At 28.5% G+C, this 21,931-nt stretch carries 25 protein-coding genes; 24 read left to right on the top strand and 1 reads right to left on the bottom strand.

What is annotated here, in order from left to right:
* Nucleotides 1–12: 12 nt before the first annotated feature.
* The 21 genes from ASUIS_RS09490 (at nucleotide 13) to ASUIS_RS09390 (ending at nucleotide 18,860) form a co-directional block, all read left to right on the top strand.
* Nucleotides 13–525 (top strand): F0F1 ATP synthase subunit B, encoded by a 513-nt coding sequence (locus ASUIS_RS09490; RefSeq protein WP_118886853.1) that lies wholly within the window; start codon nucleotides 13–15, stop codon nucleotides 523–525.
* A complete protein-coding gene (locus ASUIS_RS09485) occupies nucleotides 525–1,058 on the top strand; it encodes a F0F1 ATP synthase subunit delta (RefSeq protein WP_118886851.1) in 534 nt (177 codons plus the stop codon). The genes ASUIS_RS09490 and ASUIS_RS09485 overlap by 1 nt, the downstream gene beginning before the upstream one ends.
* Nucleotides 1,059–1,079: 21 nt before the next feature.
* Nucleotides 1,080–2,597: a F0F1 ATP synthase subunit alpha gene (atpA, locus tag ASUIS_RS09480; protein ID WP_118886849.1), complete on the top strand. Its 1,518-nt coding sequence runs from the start codon at nucleotides 1,080–1,082 to the stop codon at nucleotides 2,595–2,597.
* Nucleotides 2,598–2,607: 10 nt separating this feature from the next.
* Nucleotides 2,608–3,492 carry an ATP synthase F1 subunit gamma gene (gene atpG, locus ASUIS_RS09475; RefSeq protein WP_118886847.1) on the top strand — a complete coding sequence of 295 codons (885 nt, stop codon included), beginning with the start codon at nucleotides 2,608–2,610 and terminating at the stop codon, nucleotides 3,490–3,492.
* A 21-nt stretch (nucleotides 3,493–3,513) separates the two neighbouring features.
* Nucleotides 3,514–4,908: a F0F1 ATP synthase subunit beta gene (atpD, locus tag ASUIS_RS09470; protein ID WP_118886845.1), complete on the top strand. Its 1,395-nt coding sequence runs from the start codon at nucleotides 3,514–3,516 to the stop codon at nucleotides 4,906–4,908.
* A gap of 20 nt (nucleotides 4,909–4,928) precedes the next feature.
* A complete protein-coding gene (atpC, locus tag ASUIS_RS09465) occupies nucleotides 4,929–5,306 on the top strand; it encodes an ATP synthase F1 subunit epsilon (protein ID WP_118886843.1) in 378 nt (125 codons plus the stop codon).
* Between the two features lie 3 nt (nucleotides 5,307–5,309).
* Nucleotides 5,310–5,870: a MotA/TolQ/ExbB proton channel family protein gene (locus tag ASUIS_RS09460; RefSeq protein WP_118886842.1), complete on the top strand. Its 561-nt coding sequence runs from the start codon at nucleotides 5,310–5,312 to the stop codon at nucleotides 5,868–5,870.
* Between the two features lie 4 nt (nucleotides 5,871–5,874).
* Nucleotides 5,875–6,264, top strand: coding sequence for a biopolymer transporter ExbD (locus ASUIS_RS09455; RefSeq protein ID WP_118886840.1), 390 nt, complete (start codon nucleotides 5,875–5,877; stop codon nucleotides 6,262–6,264).
* 3 nt (nucleotides 6,265–6,267) lie between these two features.
* On the top strand, nucleotides 6,268–6,993 hold the full coding sequence (locus ASUIS_RS09450) for a TonB C-terminal domain-containing protein (RefSeq protein ID WP_118886838.1): 726 nt from the start codon (nucleotides 6,268–6,270) through the stop codon (nucleotides 6,991–6,993).
* 5 nt (nucleotides 6,994–6,998) lie between these two features.
* On the top strand, nucleotides 6,999–8,267 hold the full coding sequence (gene tolB, locus ASUIS_RS09445; protein ID WP_118886836.1) for a Tol-Pal system protein TolB: 1,269 nt from the start codon (nucleotides 6,999–7,001) through the stop codon (nucleotides 8,265–8,267).
* 575 nt (nucleotides 8,268–8,842) lie between these two features.
* Nucleotides 8,843–9,379, top strand: coding sequence for an OmpA family protein (locus ASUIS_RS09440; protein WP_118886834.1), 537 nt, complete (start codon nucleotides 8,843–8,845; stop codon nucleotides 9,377–9,379).
* Between the two features lie 5 nt (nucleotides 9,380–9,384).
* Nucleotides 9,385–10,374 carry a tetratricopeptide repeat protein gene (locus ASUIS_RS09435; protein ID WP_118886832.1) on the top strand — a complete coding sequence of 330 codons (990 nt, stop codon included), beginning with the start codon at nucleotides 9,385–9,387 and terminating at the stop codon, nucleotides 10,372–10,374.
* 18 nt (nucleotides 10,375–10,392) lie between these two features.
* Nucleotides 10,393–10,971 (top strand): FKBP-type peptidyl-prolyl cis-trans isomerase, encoded by a 579-nt coding sequence (locus ASUIS_RS09430; protein ID WP_118886830.1) that lies wholly within the window; start codon nucleotides 10,393–10,395, stop codon nucleotides 10,969–10,971.
* 149 nt (nucleotides 10,972–11,120) lie between these two features.
* Entirely contained in the window at nucleotides 11,121–12,050 is a 930-nt protein-coding gene (gene fabD, locus ASUIS_RS09425) for an ACP S-malonyltransferase (protein WP_118886828.1), read from the top strand.
* Complete coding sequence (locus tag ASUIS_RS09420; protein WP_118886826.1) at nucleotides 12,043–12,738, top strand: 5'-methylthioadenosine/adenosylhomocysteine nucleosidase; 696 nt, start codon at nucleotides 12,043–12,045, stop codon at nucleotides 12,736–12,738. The genes fabD and ASUIS_RS09420 overlap by 8 nt, the downstream gene beginning before the upstream one ends.
* A gap of 140 nt (nucleotides 12,739–12,878) precedes the next feature.
* Nucleotides 12,879–14,321 (top strand): alanine/glycine:cation symporter family protein, encoded by a 1,443-nt coding sequence (locus ASUIS_RS09415; RefSeq protein ID WP_118886824.1) that lies wholly within the window; start codon nucleotides 12,879–12,881, stop codon nucleotides 14,319–14,321.
* A 108-nt stretch (nucleotides 14,322–14,429) separates the two neighbouring features.
* Nucleotides 14,430–15,554: a sensor histidine kinase gene (locus tag ASUIS_RS09410; RefSeq protein WP_118886822.1), complete on the top strand. Its 1,125-nt coding sequence runs from the start codon at nucleotides 14,430–14,432 to the stop codon at nucleotides 15,552–15,554.
* A 3-nt stretch (nucleotides 15,555–15,557) separates the two neighbouring features.
* Entirely contained in the window at nucleotides 15,558–16,238 is a 681-nt protein-coding gene (locus ASUIS_RS09405; RefSeq protein WP_118886820.1) for a response regulator transcription factor, read from the top strand.
* A 75-nt stretch (nucleotides 16,239–16,313) separates the two neighbouring features.
* The gene (gene aspA / locus ASUIS_RS09400) at nucleotides 16,314–17,726 is read left to right on the top strand and encodes an aspartate ammonia-lyase (RefSeq protein WP_118886818.1); all 1,413 of its coding nucleotides are present in this window, start codon (nucleotides 16,314–16,316) and stop codon (nucleotides 17,724–17,726) included.
* On the top strand, nucleotides 17,723–18,217 hold the full coding sequence (locus ASUIS_RS09395; protein WP_118886816.1) for an asparaginase domain-containing protein: 495 nt from the start codon (nucleotides 17,723–17,725) through the stop codon (nucleotides 18,215–18,217). The genes aspA and ASUIS_RS09395 overlap by 4 nt, the downstream gene beginning before the upstream one ends.
* Nucleotides 18,218–18,263: 46 nt before the next feature.
* Nucleotides 18,264–18,860, top strand: a complete 597-nt coding sequence (locus ASUIS_RS09390; RefSeq protein WP_118886814.1) for a lactate utilization protein — start codon at nucleotides 18,264–18,266, stop codon at nucleotides 18,858–18,860.
* Here ASUIS_RS09390 and ASUIS_RS09385 read toward each other — a convergent pair.
* On the bottom strand, nucleotides 18,857–19,345 hold the full coding sequence (locus ASUIS_RS09385; RefSeq protein ID WP_118886812.1) for a MarR family winged helix-turn-helix transcriptional regulator: 489 nt from the start codon (nucleotides 19,343–19,345) through the stop codon (nucleotides 18,857–18,859). The genes ASUIS_RS09390 and ASUIS_RS09385 overlap by 4 nt on opposite strands.
* Nucleotides 19,346–19,474: 129 nt before the next feature.
* Between ASUIS_RS09385 and ASUIS_RS09380 the strand changes: the two genes are divergently transcribed.
* The 3 genes from ASUIS_RS09380 (at nucleotide 19,475) to ASUIS_RS09370 (ending at nucleotide 21,926) form a co-directional block, all read left to right on the top strand.
* Nucleotides 19,475–20,041, top strand: a complete 567-nt coding sequence (locus tag ASUIS_RS09380; protein WP_118886810.1) for a YceI family protein — start codon at nucleotides 19,475–19,477, stop codon at nucleotides 20,039–20,041.
* Nucleotides 20,041–20,907, top strand: coding sequence for an MBL fold metallo-hydrolase (locus tag ASUIS_RS09375; protein WP_118886808.1), 867 nt, complete (start codon nucleotides 20,041–20,043; stop codon nucleotides 20,905–20,907). Before ASUIS_RS09380 ends, ASUIS_RS09375 begins: the two co-directional genes overlap by 1 nt.
* Nucleotides 20,908–21,005: 98 nt before the next feature.
* Nucleotides 21,006–21,926, top strand: a complete 921-nt coding sequence (locus ASUIS_RS09370; RefSeq protein WP_118886806.1) for a manganese-dependent inorganic pyrophosphatase — start codon at nucleotides 21,006–21,008, stop codon at nucleotides 21,924–21,926.
* The last annotated feature ends 5 nt before the right edge of the window (nucleotides 21,927–21,931 follow it).

The following is a 21,931-nucleotide window of genomic DNA, read 5'->3' as shown; positions in this document are numbered from 1 at the left end:
AGGGAAGAGAATATGAAAAGAATGTTATTACTTGGGTTGGCTTTAGCTCCTGTTGCATTACTTGCAAACGAAGGTGCGGTTGAGACTGATATAGTACAAAGAACCGTTAACTTTATAATATTTGCTGGAATTTTATGGTATTTACTTGCTGATAAAATTAAAGCATTTTTTGCTGAAAGATCTTTATCTATTCAAGCAGAACTTGATAAAGTACAAGATACTTTAAAAGCTTCTCAAGATAAAGTTAAAGATGCACAAAAGAAATTAGAAGAAGCAAAAAAAATTGCTACTGAAATTGTTGAAGGTGCAAAAGCTGATATAGATTCAGTTAAACAAAAAGTTGCAACTGCTGTAGATTCAGACATTATTAATCTAAATAAAAATTTAGAAGAAATGATGAAAGTTGAAACATCAAAAGCTAAAAAAGAAGTTGTTACTGAAGTTCTTGAAGAGCTATTAAGTTCTGAAAATATTAAATTAACTCAACAAGAGTTAGCAAATATTGTTCTTAAAAAGGTAGCATAATGAATGATTTAGTAGCAAAAAGATATGTTAAAGCATTAGTTGATGGTAGAAATAATGATATTATTAATACTATTAGCAGTAAGCTAAATGTTATTTCTTCAGCATTTGCTGATGAAAAATTCAATTCAATAGTTTCTTCTCCTCAGATTGCTGATTGTGCAAAAGTAGATTTTATTATCACTTTAGCAGATGGAGCGAATGATGAAGTTTTTAAAAACTTTATCAAATTACTTGGGGAAAAAAGAAGATTGGGATTATTACCATTTATTGCAAAAGAGCTTAATACTCAAATTGCAAAAATGAATAATAGTTATGTTGGAGTTGTTTATACAAATCTTGAATTATCAAGTGATTATGTATCTTCAATTGAAAAACAATTTAGTAAAAAATTTGATGTTAAATTGTCGTTATCACAAAATGTTTGTGATTATGATGGTATTAAAGTAGATATTGATGGACTAGGAGTTGAAATTTCTTTTTCAAAAGAGAGATTAAAATCACAGTTAATAGATCATATTTTAAAAGCAGTTTAGAACTTACAAAGGAGAAATTGAATGGGTGCAAAAATTCAAGCTGATGAAATCAGTTCTATAATTAAAGAAAGAATTGATAACTTTGAATTAAATGTAGATGTAAATGAAACAGGTAAGATTATCTCTTATGCAGATGGTATTGCTCAAGTTTACGGTCTAAAAAATGTTATGGCTGGGGAACTAGTTGAGTTTGAAAATGGTGAAAGAGGTCTTGCTTCAAATTTAGAAGAATCTTCAGTTGGTATTGTTATTCTTGGAAAAGGTGAAGGTCTAAGAGAAGGTACTTCTTGTAAAAGACTTGGAAAACTTTTATCAACACCAGTTGGTGATGCAATGGTTGGAAGAGTTGTTAATGCTCTTGGTGAACCAATTGATGGTAAAGGTTCAATTGCAGCTTCTGAAACTAGATTAGTTGAAGAAAAAGCTCCTGGAATTATGGCTAGAAAATCTGTTCATGAACCATTAACAACTGGTATTAAAGCAATTGATGCATTAGTTCCAATTGGTAGAGGGCAAAGAGAACTTATTATTGGTGATAGACAAACTGGTAAAACAACAGTTGCAATCGACACAATTCTTAACCAAAAAGGTGAGAACGTAGTTTGTATTTATGTTGCTATTGGTCAAAAATCATCTTCTGTTGCTTCTGTTGTAAGAACGCTTGAAGAAGCAGGTGCTATGGAGTATACAATTGTTGTTAATGCTTCTGCTGCTGATTCTGCTGCTTTACAATTCTTAGCACCATATACAGGTGTTACTATTGGTGAATTCTTTAGAGATAATGGAAAACATGCTTTAATTATTTATGATGATTTATCTAAACATGCTGTTGCATATAGAGAAATGTCATTAATTTTAAGAAGACCTCCAGGTAGAGAAGCATATCCAGGAGATGTATTTTATCTACACTCAAGACTATTAGAAAGAGCTGCAAAAATGAGTGATGAAAGAGGTGCTGGGTCTATGACTGCATTACCAATTATTGAAACTCAAGCTGGAGACGTTGCTGCATACATTCCAACAAACGTTATTTCAATTACTGATGGTCAAATTTTCTTAGAAACTAACCTATTTAACTCAGGGATTAGACCTGCTATTAATGTTGGTTTATCAGTATCAAGAGTTGGTGGAGCTGCTCAAATTAAAGCTACTAAGCAAGTTGCTGGTACTTTAAAATTATCTCTTGCACAATATAGAGAACTTGAAGCATTTGCACAATTTGCATCAGATTTAGATGAAGCTACTAGAAGAGAATTAGAGCTTGGTCAAAGAATGGTTGAAGTATTAAAACAAGGTGTAAATAAACCATTAGTTATTGAAAAACAAATTGTTATTATTTATGCTGGTACTAAAGGGTACTTAAATGATGTTGCTGTTGGTGATGTTGTAAGATTTGAAGCTGAATTACATGCGTTCTTTGAACAAAAATATTCAAACATTTTAGATACAATCAAATCATCTCAAAAAATTGATGATAATACAGAAGCAGAATTAAAAGCTGCATTAGAAGAGTTTAAAACTGTATTTAGTGCAAACTAAGGATTAGTCAATGGCTAACTTAAAAGAGATAAAATTAAAAATAGGTAGTGTTAAAAATACTCAGAAGACTACTAAAGCTATGAAGCTTGTATCTTCTGCAAAACTTACTAGAACTAGACAGTTATCTGAACAAGCTAGAAGTTATGCAAGAAAGATAAATGAAGTTCTTTCTGATATTGCTGCTAGAGTTAGCAAAGTTCAAGACGAAGGAAATATTGGCAGAGCATTTGTACAAAATGATGCACCAAAAACAATTGATATTGTTTTTGTAACTGCTGATAAAGGACTTTGCGGTGGTTTTAATATGGCAACAATTAAAACAGTTAGTAAATTAATTGCTGAATATGAAGCAAAAGGTACAAAAGTTAGATTAAGAGCTGCTGGAAGAAAAGGTGTTGATTTCTTTTCTTTCCAAGGTGTTGCTTTAGAGCAAAGAGTTTCTGATTTATCTTCTGCTCCTGAGTATGATAGAGCTGCTGAGTTTATTCATGCTGTTGTTGAAGATTTTAGAAATGAAGTTACTGATAAAGTAATAGTTGTTTATAATGGTTTTTTAAATATGTTAACTCAAGAAATTAGAGTTAGAGATTTATTACCAATTAGCTTAGATCTTGCAGAAGTAAAAGATTCAGAATCTATGTTAGATATTGAGCCAGATGATGATGAAGAAGTATTAAATGAATTAACTGATAAATATATTGATTTCAATATGTATTATGCTTTGATTGATTCTTTAGCTGCAGAACATAGTGCTAGAATGCAAGCAATGGAAGCTGCAACTAAGAATGCAAAAGAGAAAGTTAATAGTTTAACAGTTGAATATAATAAAGCTAGACAAGCTGCAATTACAACAGAGCTGATAGAAATTATCAGTGGTGTTGAAGCATTAAAATAATTTAATAAAGGAGCTGCCCGTATGAAAGGTAAAATTATTCAGGTAATGGGTCCGGTTGTTGACGTAGAGTTCGACGGATACTTACCAGAAATTAATGAAGCTATTGATGTAGTATTAGCAGATGCTAATAAAGACAGATTAGTATTAGAAGTTGCTGCGCATATTGGTGATGGTAGAGTTAGAACTATCGCTATGGATATGACAGAAGGTTTAACTAGAGGTCAAGAGTGTATTGCTACTGGTGGACCAATTAAAGTTCCAGTTGGTGAAGCAGTTTTAGGAAGAATTTTCAATGTTATTGGTGATCCAGTAGATGAAGGTGAAGCAATTCCTGCTGACACTGAAAGATGGTCAATTCATAGATCTGCTCCTTCATTTGAAGAGCAATCAACAAAAACTGAAATGTTTGAAACAGGTATCAAAGTTGTTGACCTTTTAGCACCATATTCAAAAGGTGGAAAAGTTGGACTATTTGGTGGTGCTGGTGTTGGTAAAACAGTTATCATCATGGAATTAATCCACAACGTTGCATTTAAACACTCAGGATACTCAGTATTTGCTGGTGTTGGTGAAAGAACAAGAGAAGGTAATGACCTTTACCATGAGATGAAAGACTCAAACGTACTTGATAAAGTTGCATTATGCTATGGTCAAATGAGTGAACCACCAGGTGCTAGAAATAGAATTGCATTAACTGGTCTTACAATGGCAGAATACTTTAGGGATGAAAAAGGTCTTGACGTATTAATGTTCGTTGATAATATCTTTAGATTTGCACAATCAGGTTCTGAAATGTCAGCATTATTAGGAAGAATTCCTTCAGCTGTTGGATATCAACCTACACTTGCATCAGAAATGGGAAAATTACAAGAAAGAATTACTTCTACTTCTAAAGGTTCTATTACTTCTGTTCAAGCAGTTTACGTTCCAGCTGATGACTTAACAGATCCAGCTCCAGCTTCTGTATTTGCTCACTTAGATGCAACAACAGTTCTTAACAGAAAAATTGCTGAAAAAGGTATTTATCCTGCAGTTGATCCATTAGATTCAACTTCAAGAATTTTAAATGCAGATATTATTGGTCTTGAGCATTATAATACAGCTAGAGGTGTTCAATCTGTATTACAAAAATATAAAGATTTACAAGATATTATTGCAATTCTTGGTATGGATGAGTTATCAGAATCTGATAAACTTGTTGTTTCAAGAGCAAGAAAAATTGAAAGATTTTTATCTCAACCATTCTTCGTTGCAGAAGTATTTACTGGAAGCCCAGGAAAATATGTTGAATTAAAAGATACTATTGCTGGATTCCAAGGAATTTTAGCTGGTAAATATGATAACATTCCTGAAATGGCATTCTATATGGTTGGTGGAATCGACGAGGTTCTTGCTAAAGCTGAGAAAATGAAATAACAAAACCGTTAAGGCATAACATGGATACAATTAAATTATCAATAGTTACACCTAATGGAGAAATTTTCAATGATGATGTTAAAACTGTAACTCTCCCTGGAAAAGAGGGAGAGTTCGGTGTTTTACCAGGACATTCATCATTGATTTCTTCATTAACAGTTGGTGTAATTGTTATTGAGAAAGCAAATTCTACTGAAGCAGTTGCTATTAACTGGGGACATGTTAAAGTAGATGAAAAATCAGTTGATGTTTTAGCAGATGGCGCTATTGCATTAACATCAGGAAAAGATTCAGAAATAGCTAAAAATATTGAAGCTGCAAAAGCATTAGTTAATTCTGTAAAAGATTCGAATATCTCTGTTGCTTCTGTTGAAGCAAAAATTAATTCATTCGCATAAAAAATGATTACTACAATACTAAATTATTTGGCAAATAGTGGTGCTATAACTTATATAGTTTTAGCACTTTTGTCAATTTATCTAATCGTTACAATCTGGATTTTCTTTTATCGATACTTTGCAGTGACTGCATTAATTAAAAATGAAGTGAAGTCATTAGAAGCATTAACATCAAGAGAAGCTAGATTTTCATCGTTGTCTGCACTAAATAAGTGTACAAATAATACTAGTTCGAAAGAACTATTATACGCTTGCGAAATTAATATAATTAAAGATGCAAGTTCTGGAATTTCATGGTTAGCAATCATATCTTCTACATCTCCTTTTATTGGTCTATTTGGAACAGTTATTGGAATATTAGAGTCTTTTGCTAAGTTTGCTAATCAATCAAAAGTTGCTTTTTCTATTATTGCACCTGCAATTAGTGAAGCATTAGTTGCTACAGCAGCTGGTATTTTTGTTGCTATATTTGCTTATACTTTCCATCAAATACTTTCAAGAAAGATATATGAGTTAAATATTTATCTTAAGGCACAAGCGCAAATTTTAATTGCTAAGGGTTAATCCAGTGTATGATTTTAATGATAAACCAGAATTAAATATTACACCCTTAGTTGATATTATGCTAGTTTTATTAGCAATATTAATGGTTACAGCTCCTGTAATAGAATTTGAAGAACAAATAAATCTTCCAACAGGAAGTAAATCTCAACAAGCACAAGACGTACAAAAAATTGATATTATTATTACTAAAGATAGAATAGTTACACTTAATAAAAATAAAGTTGATATAGCAAATTTTACAGATAGTTTTCTTTTATTTGCAAATGGAAAAGATCAAAATACTCCTATTCATATTAGAGCGGATAAAGAATTAAAATATGATGATATTATGTTTGTTTTAAAATCAGTAAAAGAAGCTGGTTTTTTTAAAGTTTCATTAGTAACTGATGGATAATTGATGCAAAATAATTTTTCGTTTATACTTTCTGGTATAATTGCATTTTCATTTTATATTTTCATTTGTGCTTTGCTAATGTTTTACTTATTCAGTCCTGTTCCAAAGACTTATGATATCAAACCTACATCGACTACGATAGAACTTGATATGATAACTGAAAAAGCAGAAAAAAAGATGGTTGAGAAAAAAACTGAAAAAATAATTGAAAAAGAAGCTGTTAAAGAAAAAGAAGCTTCTGTTTCAAATGAAAAAAAACCAGACTTAAAATCTTTGTTTGCTAACGTAAAAGAAACAGCTAAAACTGTGACAAAAGAAGAAGTTAATAATATTGAAAAATCTATTGATCCAAAAAGATTTAAATCAAAATTTGAAAAAGAGAAAAAATCAAATAATATTAAAATTGATAAATTACTCGAAGATGAAAAAACAGCAACAAATGTAAAAAGTAGTAATTCTAACAAAGGTCAAGAAACTGATGAATATTTCTCGAAAGTACATGAATTATTATCTGTTTGGAACCCAGTTGGTACAGGACTTAAAGCTGTAGTTTTAATTATGATAGATTTAGATGGAAGATTTGATTATCGTGTTGTTACAAATTCAGGAGATGAAGGTTTTGATTCATCTTTAAAAGCTTTTTTAGAAGAACAAAAGAATTTGGCTTATCCTAAGCCTACAAAAGATAAAGATATAAGAATTAATGTTGATTTTAAATCAGAAGGATAGAATATATGTATAAAATATTATTATTGTTATCATTAGTGATTAATTCTGTTTTTGCACAAGTAGATGCAAATTTGGAAGTAGTAAAAAAAACTAATGCTTTACCAAAAATTTTAGTTTCAGTTGCAAGTGATACATTGGAAATTGAAACTTTAAACAAAATTAAAAAGAGTTTAGCAGATGATTTATCTGTAAGTGGTCATTTTGAAGTTGTTTCTGTAAATAGCGTAACTTCATATGAAAATATGCCTGATGTTATAGGTTTATCTAATCAAGGAATAAATTTATATTTAAATTTGTCTGCTAAAAAAGAAGCTGATTCTTATACTTTGATGACAAAATTATATGATATAAATTCTAGAACACTACTTTTGGAAAAAAATTTCGCAACTACACAAGAAGATAGATATGTTTTTTTAGCTCATAAAGCAGCTATTTCAACTAATGCATTTTTTAAAGCTCCAAGTATTGATTGGATGGAAAAATTTGTAGTATTTTCTACATATACAGCTTCGGGTTCTGCTGATATTATGATAGGAGATTATACTTTAACTTATAAGAAAACTGTTGTTACTGGTGGTTTAAATATTTTCCCTAAATGGGCGGATAAAGAACAAAAAACTATTTATTACACAACTTATAATTATAAAAAACCAACTTTGGTTAAATTAAATATTTATAATAGAAGTAAAGAAATTATTATGGAATCAGATGGTATGTTAGCTTGTTCAGATGTTAATGCAGATGGTACAAAGCTTTTAGTTACAGCTTCTCCTACTGGACAACCAGATATTTTCGTATATGATACTCGAACAAAAAAACAAACTCAGGTAACTAAGTTTGGAGGAATTGATGTTGGTGGTCATTTTATTGAAAATGATACACGAATAGTATTCGTTTCTGATAGATTAGGAAATCCTAATATTTTTGCACAAGGTATTAATTCAAGTTCTGTAGAGCGATTAGTTTATCATAGTAATAATAACTCTTCAGCTACGGCTTTTGGTAATAATATTGTATATAGTAGTAAAGACTCTTCTAATGAAATGGGTGATAAAAGCTTTAATTTATATTTAATTTCTACAAAAACAGATAGTATGAAAAGATTAACTTCAAGTGGTATTAATCAGTTTCCTAAGTTTTCTACAGATGGAGAAACATTATTGTTTATAAAAACTTCTGGTGGATCTAGTTCTATAGGAATCATAAGATTGTCGTATAGTAAATCATTTTTATTCCCATTAAAAGGTAAAAGAATTCAATCTATAGATTGGTAATTTCTATAGTTCTGTAAAGCTTTATATAAATTATAAAGCTTTACAGTTAATAATCAATATTTCTCTTAACTTATATATTTCCTAATACAATCAATTTACTATTTTTATAAATTCCTTTCATAAATTATTCATTTGTTAACATATGATAATGTATCAATAAGTTACAATTAATATACTTAAAAATTAAAATAAAAAAAATCTTTTTATAATTAGTGATTGTAGCATAGAACAAATAATCGACTAAATAAAGATTTTATCAAATAATATTAGAGTTGTTAATGATTTTTTCTAATTTTAATATATTAGAAATAGTAGAAGTATGATAATTGATTTTTAATATATATTCTATTTATAAAATTATTTTAAAATATTATTTATTATAAATATGTACTATTTTATAGTGTTTATAAAGTTATTTATATAGAATAAATCTAACAATTAAAAATAAAAATAAATAAATGAGATTAGATTAATTCCATTTATTTATTTTTGTTTTTCTAGATTTTTATTTTATAAACAATAATTAAGGTTCACTCTTGTATTATTTCAGCAAATTTTATTTCAAGGACAAAATTATGAAAAAATTAGGTGTTTATTCTTTACTAGTTGCGGCAATGTTATTCTCTACAGGTTGTAGTGAAAAAAATGCTGATATGAATGTTGATAACGGAGCTCAAGAATCTGTAAATACAAATGCAGATGCTAACCTTTCTGATGGTGGTTTTTCAGCTTTAGAAAAAGCTGCAAATGGTAATTATTATATGATCAATGGTCAAAAAGTTTTAATTGAGCATGTATATTTTGCATTTGACAAATATAACTTAACTTCAGAAAACAAAGATAAAGCAACTTCAAATGCTACTAAATTATCTGCATTAACTGCTGATACAACTGTAACTGTATCTGGTAACACAGATGAGTGGGGATCAGATGAGTATAACTATGCATTAGGTTTAAAAAGAGCTAACTCTGTTAAAGATGTATTAGTTGCTAATGGTGTTACTGCTAATGTTGCTTTAGTTTCTTTAGGTGAAAGTTCTCCAGTTTGTACTGAGAAAACTAAAGATTGTTGGGCAAAAAACAGAAGAGTTGAACACGAATTAAGTAAATAATTTCGATGACTAAGTATCTTCTATCTTTTTTAATAGTAAGTTCATTAACCGTAGCCGAAGAGGTTTCGGTTTATGGATCGAATGATTCTAGTGAAAATGGTTCTTATGGACTAAATTCATCTGAAAAACACATTTTAAAAAATCAAGCAAGTATAAACTCATTGACATCAAAAGTTGGTGATATTAATTCTTTACTTGATTCTATTAAAAATAGATTAGAAGGCTTAGAATCTACATATGAAGGTGATTCAGCAAAATTAAATACAACTTCAAGAAAAGTTGATGAATTAATGCAAAGAGTTGGTACGTCTTCAGATTTAGGTTCTAATAGTAATATTCCTGCATCTTCACAAGGTGGTGATGCCCAGTTGGCTGAAACAGTTAACGGATTGAAAGCTGCGCTAACAAAATTAACAGCGGCTGTTAATAAAATCAATTCAGAGTATGTTTCTTCTAACGAATTAGAAAAAAATATGCAACAATTTATAACAAGAGAAGAGTTTGAAGCTTTAAAAAAAGCTGCAGGAATAAAAACTTCTCAAGTTTCTCCTACAACAAAATTAGATGCTAATACAACAGCTGTAGATTCAACAGCAAGTAGTGAAGTATCTGCTAAAAAATTAACAACTCCAGAAGATAAGCTAAATTTAATGAAAGAAGCAAAACAAGATTTCGATTCAAAAAATTATAGTGCATCAACACCAAAATATGAAAAACTTCTTGAGACAAATTACAAACCAGCTGAAGTAAATTTTTATTTAGCACAAAATTGGTATATGAGAAAAAAATATGACCTTGCAATAAGTCATTACAAAAAATCTGCTATATTGAACGACAAAGCAGCTTATATGCCAACATTATTATTGCATAGCGCTATTTCATTTGAGAAAACAAAAGATAAAGATAACGCAAAAAGCTTTTATAGTACTTTAATTGATCTTTATCCAAGTTCAAATGAAGCAAAAACAGCAAAACAAAATTTATCAAAATTATAAAATATTAAATAAGGAAAAATTATGTCAAAAGTTATAGGTATTGAATATACATTAAAAGATGCAAAAACTGGTGAGCAATTAGATACAAATGTTGGTCAAGCTCCTTTAGAATTTATTTCAGGAAAAGGGCAAATTATTCCAGGACTTGAATCAAAATTAATTGAAATGTCAGCAAATGAAGAAGCAGATGTTTTAGTTCAACCTGTTGATGCTTATGGTGAATATAATGAGGAAGCTGTTCAAACTTTACCAAAAGAGCAATTTGCTGGTATTGAATTAGTTGCAGGTATGTCTTTATATGGAACAGGAGAACATGGTGAAACTGTACAAGTTGTAGTTAAATCATTTAGTGATGCAGAAGTTACAATTGATTATAATCATCCAATGGCTGGAAGAACTTTAATGTTCTCTGTTGCAATTTTATCTTTAAGAGATGCAACTGAAGAAGAAGTTCAAACAGGTGTTGTTGGTGGTATGGCTGCTATGGGTGGTGGATGTTGTGGTGGCGGAGGTCACTCTCATTCTCATGGTGGTGGTTCTTGTGGAACAGAAGAAAAAGAACACGGACATTCTCATGGTGGATGTGGTTGTCACTAATTACTTTTTATATAATCAAAATATAAATTATTTGCCCAAGTGTATCTTTACATTTGGGCAAAACTATTTTTTAGGGTTAATTTTTAACTTTAAAAAATGGTTTTAGTTTGAACTAATTTATTTAATTTATATACAAAGAGGTACTCAACATGAAAAAAATAGCTTTTATTTTTCCTGGTCAAGGAAGTCAAACTATAGGGATGGGAAAAGATTTCTTTGAAAATAGTGATATTGCTAAAGATATGATTTCAAAAGCAAGTACAAGATTAGGTATTAATTTTGAAAAACTTTTATTTGAAGAAAATGAAAATTTAGGAAAAACAGAATTTACTCAACCTGCTATTTTATTAGTTAGTTCAATAGCAAATGCAATTTTTAAAGAAAAGTGTAATATTACACCAGAGTTTGTTTTAGGTCATTCTTTGGGTGAATTTTCAGCTTTAGTAGCTGCTGGTGCAATTGATTATTTAGATGCTATCGAATTAGTTCATAAAAGAGGTTTATTTATGACTCAAGCTTGTTCTGGTGGAGGTGCTGGTATGATGGCACTAGTAGGAATTGATGATGAAACTGTTGAAAAAGTATGTCTTGAACAAAGAGAGCTTGGGAAACAAGTTTGGCCAGCAAACTATAATATGGATGGACAACTTGTACTTGCAGGTATTAAGGCTGATTTAGAGTCTTTAGTTGATGTATTTAAAGCAGCTGGTGCAAAAAGAGCAATAGTTCTAGATATGTCAGTTGCATCACATTGTGAATTATTAAGAAGTGCTGTTGAAAATTTAAAACCTTATTTAGAAGAATTCTTAAAAGAAGAGTTTATGCCAGTTATTTCAAATGTAAGTACAAAAGCATACTCAACAAAAGATGAAGCAATTGATTTATTAGCTTCTCAACTTACAAAACCTGTAAAATATAAACAATCAATTACAGCTCATAGTGATGAAGTTGATTTGTTTATTGAATTTGGAAATGGAATAGTTTTAAAAGGTTTAAACAAAAAAATTACAGATAAACCTACTTTAAATGTTTCAGATATGAAAACATTAGAAGCAGTGATAGGTGAATTAAATGACTAAATTAGCAATTATGGGTGCAATGGAAGAGGAAATAGAACCTCTTTTAGCTTACTTTGAAAAAGTAAATGTTGTTGAATTTGCTAATAATAAATATTACGAAGTTTCATATAATGATTTAGATATTGTAATTGCTTATTCAAAAATTGGAAAAGTATTTGCAAGTTTAACAGCTGCTACAATGATTGAAAAATTTGGGTGTGATACATTACTTTTTTCAGGAGTTGCTGGTGGAATTAATTCTGAACTTCAAATTGGTGATTTAATAATTGCTGATAAACTTTGTCAACATGATTTAGATATTACAGCTTTTGGTCATCCAAATGGATATGTGCCAGGAGGAAAAGTATTTATTGAAACTACTAAATATTTAAGAGAAATAGCAATAAAAGTTGCAAATGAAAATAATTTAAAAGTGATTGAGGGAACTATTGCAACTGGTGATCAGTTTGTTCACTCAAGTGAACGAAAAGATTTTATTCAAAATACTTTTAAAGCAGATGCACTAGAAATGGAAGGGGCAAGTGTTGCAGTTGTTTGTGATGCTTTAAATATTCCATTTTTTATTTTAAGAGCTATTTCTGATAGTGCTGATATGGATGCTGGATTTGATTTTGATGAATTTTTAAAATCAAGTGCTAAAAACTCTGCTGATTATTTAATAAAAATAGTTAAAGAATTAAAAAAATAATCTCTTTTAAAATCTTAATAAAACTGAAACTTTTTTGTTTCAGTTTTTTTTTCTTCAAATTTTCTCTGTAAGTTTATAAAACACACTTTTAACACTCTAAGAGATGATAAAGTTTTCTATATATAAATTAAGGAGATAAAATGTTTGCAGAAATTAACACATTTCTAAATGATCTTATCTGGGGAAATATTTTAATATATTTACTACCAGCTCTTGGAGTTTTTTTTACTATTAGTTCTAGATTTGTTCAATTTAGATATTTTTTTAAAATGTTCAATATTTTAAAAGGTACTGTGCATGATAAAGATGGACATATTAGTTCATTCCAAGCATTAATGCTAAGTGTTTCTGGTCGTGTTGGAGTTGGAAATATCGCTGGTGTTGCAGTTGCTATTACTCTTGGTGGAGCAGGTGCTGTATTTTGGATGTGGGTTATTGCTTTAGTTGGAATGGCTACAAGCTTCTTTGAGTGTTCATTAGCTCAATTATACAAAGAAAAAGATGGATTAGATTCATGTGTTTATAGAGGTGGTCCTGCGTATTATGCCACTAAAGGTTTAGGTCAAAGATGGTTAGGTATAGTAATTTCTATTTTAATTTTAATTACTTTTGGACTTGCATTTAATGCAACTCAATCATTTGTTATTTCTACTTCATTTGAAGCATCATTTAATTTACCAACTTGGGTAAGTGGAATTGTATTAAGTATTGTTTTTGGAATTACAATTTTTGGTGGAGTAAGGGGAATTGTTAAAATGTCAGAAGTTATTGTTCCAATAATGGCTTTAGGATATTTATTAATTGCACTTGTTGTTATTGCCTTAAATTTAAGTGAAATCCCATCGTTAATAACAATGATAGTTACTGAGGCATTTAATCCAAGTTCTGCAATAGCAGGGGGAATTGGAGCAGTTATTTTACAAGGTGCAAAAAGAGGTATGTTCTCAAATGAAGCTGGACTTGGAAGTGCACCAAATGTTGCAGCTGTTGCTTATGTTGCACATCCTGTTCAACAAGGAATAGTTCAATCATTCTCAGTATTTATCGATACAATCATCTTATGCTCTTGTACAGCCTTTATTATTCTTCTATCAGGTGTTTATACGCCAGGAGTAACTGGTGTTCAAGGAATTTTATTAACTCAAAATGCTTTAATAGAACATATTGGACCATTGGGTGGATATTTTATTACATTTGCACTATTTTTATTTGGTTTTTCTTCAATGATTTATAACTACTATTTAGCTGAAAATAGTTTAAATTTCTTTAGCAAAGGAAATATTACAGTGTTTAATATTTTTAGAATTTCTTGTATTTTACTTGTTGTATGGGGTTCATTCCAAGATTTAAGTTCTATTTTCGCCTTTGCAGATTTAACTATGGGATTATTAGCAATTATTAATATGATAGTTATTACTTTATTATATAAACCAGTATTAAAATTAATTAAAGGTTATGAAAGACAAATAAAAGAGGGCAAAACACCTGTTCTTAGATATAACGATTATGAAGAGTTTAATTTTGAAAAAGAGATGTGGAAAGAGATTGTTGATAATATTAATGACAAGAAGTCAAAAGATTAATTAAATTTAGTTTTTATATATTTTTAGGAGGAATATTTAATATTTCTCCTAACACTTTTAAGTAATATTTAGACATTATAGATTTAGAATTATTACGGAAGGTTTTTTATGTTTAATAAAGAAGGAATACCTTTTTTTACTGTTATTATGCCTCTCTTTTGCATCTTATTTATCTCTTTTCTTTCAATTTCATATAATTTAAAACTTTCGCAAAGTAATTTCCAATTAGATTTAGATGAGTATAAAAAACTTTATATTAAAACAAATATTGATAATCAAACATTAGATTTGTTAGTTAAAGAAAAAATTGAGGAACAAAAAAAAAGAGAAGAGTTATTTTCAGATTTTATAATTGTTGTTTCTTTTGTTGTTCTTATTTTTATGACATTTTTTTCTTTTCTTATGATTTCAATTATAAAAGATGTCATAAAAAAATATAAAAAGCAGGTTCAAAATAGGGAAGATGATTTAAAAGCTTTAAATGATAGTTTGTTTATGAAAGTTCAATGTGGAATTCAAGAGGCTAAACAAAAAGATAAAAAGATATTAGAACAAGCAAAACTTGCAAGAATTGGTTCAATGATTAGTATGATTGCCCATCAATGGAGACAACCACTTACTCAGTTATCGAGTATTTTAATGGAATTAGAAACTGCAACAAGATTTAAGAAAGTTGATGAAAATCATATTTATAGCGCTATTGAAAAAAGCGATAAAATGATTGAATTTATGTCAAATACAATTGATGATTTTAGGAATTTTTATAAACCAGATAAAATAAAAGAGGAATTTTTAGTTTCTCAGGCTTGTTCAAAAGCTATAAATATTATAGATGCAACTTTAAAAAATTTTGGAATAAAGTTAAATGTTAATATAAAAAATGATAAAAAAGTTTACGGTTATCCAACGGAATTTGCACAAGTTATTTTAAATTTACTTAGTAATGCAAAAGATATATTAGTTGAAAAAGAGATTAAAAATCCACGAATAGATATGAGTATAGATTCTAAAGGAGTTTTATCAATCATAACTATAAAAGATAATGCAGGTGGGATAGATGAAAAAAATCAAGAATTGATTTTTGATCCATATTATAGTACAAAAGATTCATCAAAAGGAACGGGACTTGGGCTTTATATTTCAAAACTTATAATTGAGCGAAATATGGGTGGAGAACTTAGTGTTTATAATGATGAAGAAGGTGCAGTTTTCAAAATCATAATTGCAGGATAAATTATGCAACAAGAGTTATTAAAAGAGTTAAAAAATATTTCAATATTATGTGTCGAAGATGAAGATGGTATTCGAGAAATGATTGTTAGTACTTTAAAATACTATTTTAATGAGGTTTATGAAGCAAGAGATGGATATGAAGCTTATGAATTATATGATTATTATAAACCCAAAATTATCTTAACTGATATACAAATGAAAAATTGTAATGGTTTAGATTTTGTAAAAAGAATTAGAGAAACAGATACAGAAACTATGATAATAATGTTAACAGCTTATTCAAATGAAGAGTATTTGATGGAACTAATTAATTTAAATATTAATCACTTTATTTTAAAACCTTTAAATACAAAAAAACTAAATGAGGCTTTAGAAAAATATTTAATAAAAGCTATAAAACCAATTTCATTATGCGAGAATTTAATTTTAGATTTACAAAAAAGAGAATTGATTTATAAAGGAAGTGAAATTATTCCTTTGAGAAAAAGAGAAAAAGATTTTTTGGAGCTTTTATACAAAAAAAAAGGTTCACTTTTAAAATATGAAGAAATAGAATTTCAACTTTGGAATGACAAAGAAATGACAACCCATGCTTTAAAATCATTTATTAAAGAATTAAGACATAAAATACCAATAAATGTAATCAAAAATATACCTCAAGAGGGGTATACTTTACAAAATTAAAAAAACTACTTTTTATACACTTTAGTTGTATATTATTTTAAGATGAATTGAAAATTATTAAATAAGAGGATTATTATGGAAAAATTATACAGAATAGAAAAAGATTTTTTAGGTGAAAAAAGAATTGAATTAAATAAATATTATGGAATTCAAACTTTAAGAGCAAAAGAGAATTTTAATATTACAAAAACAGATATTTCTTTGTTTCCAAATTTTATAAAATCCCTTGCAAAAGTTAAAAAAGCTTGTGCTTTGACAAACTTTGAATTAGGTGATTTAACTGATATTCAAAAAGATGCAATAGTTCAAGCTTGTAATGAAATAATTGATGGAAAATTTCATGATCAATTTATTGTTGACCCAATTCAAGGTGGAGCTGGAACTTCTACAAATATGAATGCAAATGAAGTTATTGCAAATCGTGCTTTAGAGATTTTGGGTAAACCAAAAAGTTCTTATGAATTTATTCATCCAAATAATCATATAAATATGAGCCAATCTACAAATGATGTTTATCCAACGGCAATAAAACTTACTCTTCATGAATTAATTTATAAATTAAAAGATGCTTTGAGATTTCTAAGGGATTGTTTTGAAGAAAAAGCTATTGAGTTTAAAGATGTTTTAAAAATGGGAAGAACACAACTTCAAGATGCTGTTCCTATGACTTTAGGTCAAGAGTTTAAAACTTTTGCGGTTATGATTGATGATGATATTTATAGATTAAGAAATGTTCAAGCTCTTTTAAAAGAGGTAAATTTAGGTGCAACTGCTATTGGAACGGGAATTAATACAAAAGCTTCGTACCAAAGAAAAGTTATTTCAAACTTGAGAGAAGTTACAGGTGTTGATTATATAAGTGCTGGAGATTTAATTGAAGCTACTCAAGATACAGGTTCATTTGTTCATATTTCAGGAATGTTAAAAAGTGTTGCAATAAAAATATCAAAAATTTGTAATGATTTAAGACTTTTAAGTTCAGGACCAAGGGCTGGATTTAATGAAATAAATCTTCCACCATTACAACCAGGAAGTTCTATTATGCCTGGAAAAGTAAATCCAGTAATTCCTGAAGTTGTAAATCAAGTAGCTTTTGAAGTAATTGGCGCTGATATGACTATTGCGATGGCAAGTGAACATGGTCAATTACAATTAAATGTATTTGAACCATTGATTGCTTATAAACTTTTTACTTCAATTAATATGATGAGACGAGCATTTTATTCTTTGGGTGAAAAATGTATCAAAGGAATCACAGCAAATGAAGATGTTTGTATGGCAAATATCTTAAATTCTGTAACTATAGTAACTTGTTTAAATCCAATTATTGGATATGAAAAATGTTCTAGTTTGGCAAAAGAGGCTCTTAAAACAAATAAAAGAGTTTATGACATTATTTTAGAACAAAAGTTATTTACAAAAGAGGAATTAGATGAGTTATTAAAACCTGAAAATATGGTAAATAATTTTATTAAGGAAACAAAATGAAAATAACTGTATTAAATACAGGTGGAACTTTTAACAAAAGATATAACCCAATCAAGGGACAACTTGAAGTTCCAAATGATAATATCGCTTTAGACAAGATTGTAAAATCTTGTTTTAATGTGAAATTTGACATTAAAAATATAGTTTCAAAAGATAGTTTGGAGTTTACACAAGAAGATAGAGAAACTATTCTAAAAGAGATACAAAATAGTACAAGTGATAAAATAATCATTATTCATGGAACGGATACAGTTGATTTAACAGCCCAATTTATTGATGGTAAAGTTGAAAGTAAAAAGATAGTTTTTACAGGTGCGATGGTTCCTATGAGTATTGATGAAGTTGAAGCTACTATGAATTTTTCACAAGCTATTGGATTTTTAAATGCACCTATTGAAAATGGAATTTATTTATCTATGCATGGAGTTGTTATTGATCATTCAAAACTTAAAAAAGATAAAAGTATAGGACAATTTTTACTAAAAGATTAAGCTTAATAATTGAATAATATGCCAATTTAAAAATAGGATACTTACCATGAAAGAATTGATTCAAATTTTAAAATCATGTGGATATGACGCACATTTTGTAAAAACAAAAGAAGAGGCGTTGGAATTATCAAAAACATATATAAAATCAGGAATGAGTGTAGGTTTAGGTGGTTCAGTTAGTGTTGTTGAAATTGGATTATTGGATTATTTACTTAATAAAAAAGATATTACTTTGTTTAACCAATATGAAGATGGTATTTCTATGGATGAAAATATAAAAAGAAGAAAACAAGGTTTAGTTTCTGATATTTTTGTTACAAGTACAAATGCTTTGACAAAAGATGGAAAGCTTGTAAATGCTGATGGTAGTGGAAACAGAGTTGCTGCTTTTTCTTATGGACCTACAAATGTTTTATTAATTGTTGGTGTTAATAAAATTGTTGAAAATTTAGAACTTGGTTTTAAAAGAGTTATGGAAGTTGCTGCTATTAAAAATATAGATAGAATGAATAAAAAAGCAATTTCATTTGGAAAAGAACCAAAACATAATATTGATAATATCGCAAATAAATTTTCATGGGTAAAAGCTGATGATAAAGATAGAATTATCATCATTTTAGTTGATGAAGAGTTAGGATATTAAGATTTTAATAATTTAATAAAAAGATTTTTCATAGTTTGTTTCTCTTCTTCATTTAAAGAAGAGAAACATTTTTCTTCAAATTCTAAAATATCTTTCATAACTTTATCGTGAACTTCTCTACCTAATGGAGTAAGTTTTACAAGTTTTCCTCTTTTATCAAATTTATTATCCAATCTTTCGATGTATTCTTTTTCTTCAAGTTTTTTTAAGACCTTTGTAATAGCTCCTGCTGTGAATAGTAATCTTTCATTTAATCTAGTAGGACTTAATATATATTCTTCATTTCCTGATATTTTTAAAGAAGACAAAACATCTATCTCGCTGTGTGTTATTTGATAATTATCTTCTTCTAACCTTGATACACCACCAAACATTTTTCTATAAAACATATAAAATGGAAGAGTAATATTTACTATTTCATTAAATGTTTCTGGTGAGCGCTCTTTATTTTTTTGTATATCTATTTCTAATTCATTTATATTCATAAAAGAATTATAGTTAAATAAAATTAATTATGCAAGAACTTTACATTTAATTTAAAAGTATTTTACTAGTAAACTAAATTTGAGTTTTTGTTTGATAGGATTTCAAATATAAAATAAAAAAGGATTAATATGAATTTTAGAAAATTAGTTATTACAAGTTCACTTTTAGCTTCAACACTATTTGCAGGAACATATACTGTTGATAAATCACACTCAAATGTAGGATTTGAAGTTAAACATATGATGATTTCAAATTTGAAAGGAAAATTTGATAATTTTACTGGAACATTTGAATACGATGAAAAAACAAATACTATCAAGTCTTTAGTTGGAACTATTGAAGTTGCTTCAATTAATACAGATGATAAAAAAAGAGATGATCATTTAAAAGGTGATGATTTTTTTGATATAACAAAATATGAAAATATTACTTTTAAATTAGAAAAAATCAAAGATAACAAAGCCTTTGGAAAACTTACTATTCATGGAATTACAAAAGATGTTGAATTAGATTTTGAAAATAATGGAACAATAAAAGATCCATGGGGAAATACAAGAGTTGGTTTAGCATTAAGTGGAAAAATCAATAGATTTGATTATGGATTAAAATATAATTCTGTTTTAGAAGCAGGTGGAGTTGCTGTTGGTGAAATGGTGAAATTAAATATTGAAATCGAAGGTATTAAGGAAAAATAATGAAAGCATTTATCAAATTAGTAAGTTTATTGTTTTTGTTAAGCACTCTTTCATATGCAAGTGAACAATTAGAATATAAGATTTATAGAGCGGGAGAAGATGGTTTTTCTTTAGCTTCTATTTTAGTTATGGGAAAAAAGGATGCTGTTTTAATAGATACACATTTCACAAAAAAAGATGCAAAAAAAGTAGTTGAACAAATTTTAAAAAGCAAAAAAGAGTTAAAAGCTATATATATAAGTCATGGAGACCCAGATTTCTATTTTGGTCTTCCAGTTATTGCTCAAGCTTTTCCAAATGCAAAAATTTATGCAACAAAACCAACAATAGAACATATTGTTGCAACTTATCAAAACAAACTTGAAACTTGGAGACCAAAATTAGGAAAAAATGCTCCTGATTTTGTGATTTTGCCTGAGCTTTTAAAAGGCGATACTATTAAATTAGAAGATAAAGAGTTGAAAATTGTTGGTTTAGATTCAAATGCTCCTGAAAAAAGTTATGTATGGGTTCCATCAATAAAAGCAATTTTTGGTGGTATTAATGTAGTAGATAAACAACATGTTTGGATGGCTGATAATCCAACAAAAGAAGATAGATTAAGATGGTTAGATATATTAAATGATATGGATAAACTTGATGCAAAAATTGTAATTCCAAGCCATTCTGCATCAGGAAGTAAAAATGATAAAAGTGCAATAGAATTTACAAAAAATTATATTACTTCGTTTAATAATGCTGTTCTTAAATCTAAAGATTCAAAAGAGTTGATTGAAATTATGGAAAAAGAATATCCATCTTTTGATAAAGATAGTTTTGATTTAAGTTTAGGTGCAAAAGTGGCAAAAGGCGAAATGAAGTGGTAATTAGTACACAATAAAGATAAAGACTAATTATTTTATTTAAAATTAAAATAACCTAACTTTAGATAAAATGGGAAAAATTTAAACTAGGACTTTATAAAATGGCTTTATATACATGTGGACATATTATTCCAGATTCTGACTCTATTTGTTCAGCAATCTCATTATCATATTTACTAAATAAAATAGGAAGACCAGCAACTCCTGCAAGACAAGGCGAATTAAATCCAGAAACTCAATATATTTTAAATAGATTTGAATTTGAAGCACCTGTTCTTAAAACTTCATTTGCTGGTGAAGAGTTATTTATAACTGATTATTCAGATGTAGCTCAAGCTCCACAAGAGCTTGATAAAACTACAATCGTGGGGATCGTTGACCACCACAAACTAGGTGATATTACAACTTCAGCTCCATTAGAGTGTTGGATAAGACCAGTTGGTTGTACAAATACAATCGTAAAAGAGATGTATGATTTTCATAAAGTTGAGATACCAAAAGATATAGCTGGAATTATGATGTGTGCGATTTTATCTGATACAGTTATTTTTAAATCACCAACATGTACAGATACAGACATTAAAGCTGTTAGAGAATTAGCAAAAATCTGTGAAATCGAAGATTTTGGTGCTGTTGGTATGGAAATGTTCAAAGTAAAATCACAAGTTGCAGGAACTCCAATTAGAGATCTTGTTATGAGAGATTATAAAAACTTTGATATGCACGGAACAAAAGTAGGTGTTGGACAACTTGAAGTTGTTGATGGGAGCGTATTTGATGATATCAAAGATGAATTAATGGCAGATATTAAAAAAGTAAAAGAAGAAAACAATCTTCACACAGTTGCTCTTTTATTAACTGACATTATCAAAGAGGGTTCAGAAGTTCTTGTAGCTAGTGATGATAATTCAATTTTTGAAAAAGCATTTAACTGTAAACTTGAAGATAATAAAGTTTGGTTAGATGGTTGTTTATCAAGAAAAAAACAAATTATTCCTTTCTTAGAACCTGCATTTGCTTAACACTT

It is taken from the genome of Arcobacter suis CECT 7833 (genome assembly GCF_003544815.1).
Lineage (GTDB): Bacteria > Campylobacterota > Campylobacteria > Campylobacterales > Arcobacteraceae > Aliarcobacter > Aliarcobacter suis.
The sequence above is the reverse complement of the archived record's forward strand: the minus strand, read 5'-3'. Positions and strand labels throughout refer to the sequence as shown.

Coding starts and splice junctions, on each gene's coding strand:
- ASUIS_RS09490 (WP_118886853.1), top strand. CDS start 13: ATGAAAAGAATGTTATTACTTGGGTTGGCTTTAGCTCCTGTTGCATTA.
- ASUIS_RS09485 (WP_118886851.1), top strand. CDS start 525: ATGAATGATTTAGTAGCAAAAAGATATGTTAAAGCATTAGTTGATGGT.
- atpA (WP_118886849.1), top strand. CDS start 1,080: ATGGGTGCAAAAATTCAAGCTGATGAAATCAGTTCTATAATTAAAGAA.
- atpG (WP_118886847.1), top strand. CDS start 2,608: ATGGCTAACTTAAAAGAGATAAAATTAAAAATAGGTAGTGTTAAAAAT.
- atpD (WP_118886845.1), top strand. CDS start 3,514: ATGAAAGGTAAAATTATTCAGGTAATGGGTCCGGTTGTTGACGTAGAG.
- atpC (WP_118886843.1), top strand. CDS start 4,929: ATGGATACAATTAAATTATCAATAGTTACACCTAATGGAGAAATTTTC.
- ASUIS_RS09460 (WP_118886842.1), top strand. CDS start 5,310: ATGATTACTACAATACTAAATTATTTGGCAAATAGTGGTGCTATAACT.
- ASUIS_RS09450 (WP_118886838.1), top strand. CDS start 6,268: ATGCAAAATAATTTTTCGTTTATACTTTCTGGTATAATTGCATTTTCA.
- tolB (WP_118886836.1), top strand. CDS start 6,999: ATGTATAAAATATTATTATTGTTATCATTAGTGATTAATTCTGTTTTT.
- ASUIS_RS09440 (WP_118886834.1), top strand. CDS start 8,843: ATGAAAAAATTAGGTGTTTATTCTTTACTAGTTGCGGCAATGTTATTC.
- ASUIS_RS09435 (WP_118886832.1), top strand. CDS start 9,385: ATGACTAAGTATCTTCTATCTTTTTTAATAGTAAGTTCATTAACCGTA.
- fabD (WP_118886828.1), top strand. CDS start 11,121: ATGAAAAAAATAGCTTTTATTTTTCCTGGTCAAGGAAGTCAAACTATA.
- ASUIS_RS09420 (WP_118886826.1), top strand. CDS start 12,043: ATGACTAAATTAGCAATTATGGGTGCAATGGAAGAGGAAATAGAACCT.
- ASUIS_RS09415 (WP_118886824.1), top strand. CDS start 12,879: ATGTTTGCAGAAATTAACACATTTCTAAATGATCTTATCTGGGGAAAT.
- ASUIS_RS09410 (WP_118886822.1), top strand. CDS start 14,430: ATGTTTAATAAAGAAGGAATACCTTTTTTTACTGTTATTATGCCTCTC.
- ASUIS_RS09405 (WP_118886820.1), top strand. CDS start 15,558: ATGCAACAAGAGTTATTAAAAGAGTTAAAAAATATTTCAATATTATGT.
- aspA (WP_118886818.1), top strand. CDS start 16,314: ATGGAAAAATTATACAGAATAGAAAAAGATTTTTTAGGTGAAAAAAGA.
- ASUIS_RS09395 (WP_118886816.1), top strand. CDS start 17,723: ATGAAAATAACTGTATTAAATACAGGTGGAACTTTTAACAAAAGATAT.
- ASUIS_RS09390 (WP_118886814.1), top strand. CDS start 18,264: ATGAAAGAATTGATTCAAATTTTAAAATCATGTGGATATGACGCACAT.
- ASUIS_RS09385 (WP_118886812.1), bottom strand. CDS start 19,345: ATGAATATAAATGAATTAGAAATAGATATACAAAAAAATAAAGAGCGC.
- ASUIS_RS09380 (WP_118886810.1), top strand. CDS start 19,475: ATGAATTTTAGAAAATTAGTTATTACAAGTTCACTTTTAGCTTCAACA.
- ASUIS_RS09375 (WP_118886808.1), top strand. CDS start 20,041: ATGAAAGCATTTATCAAATTAGTAAGTTTATTGTTTTTGTTAAGCACT.
- ASUIS_RS09370 (WP_118886806.1), top strand. CDS start 21,006: ATGGCTTTATATACATGTGGACATATTATTCCAGATTCTGACTCTATT.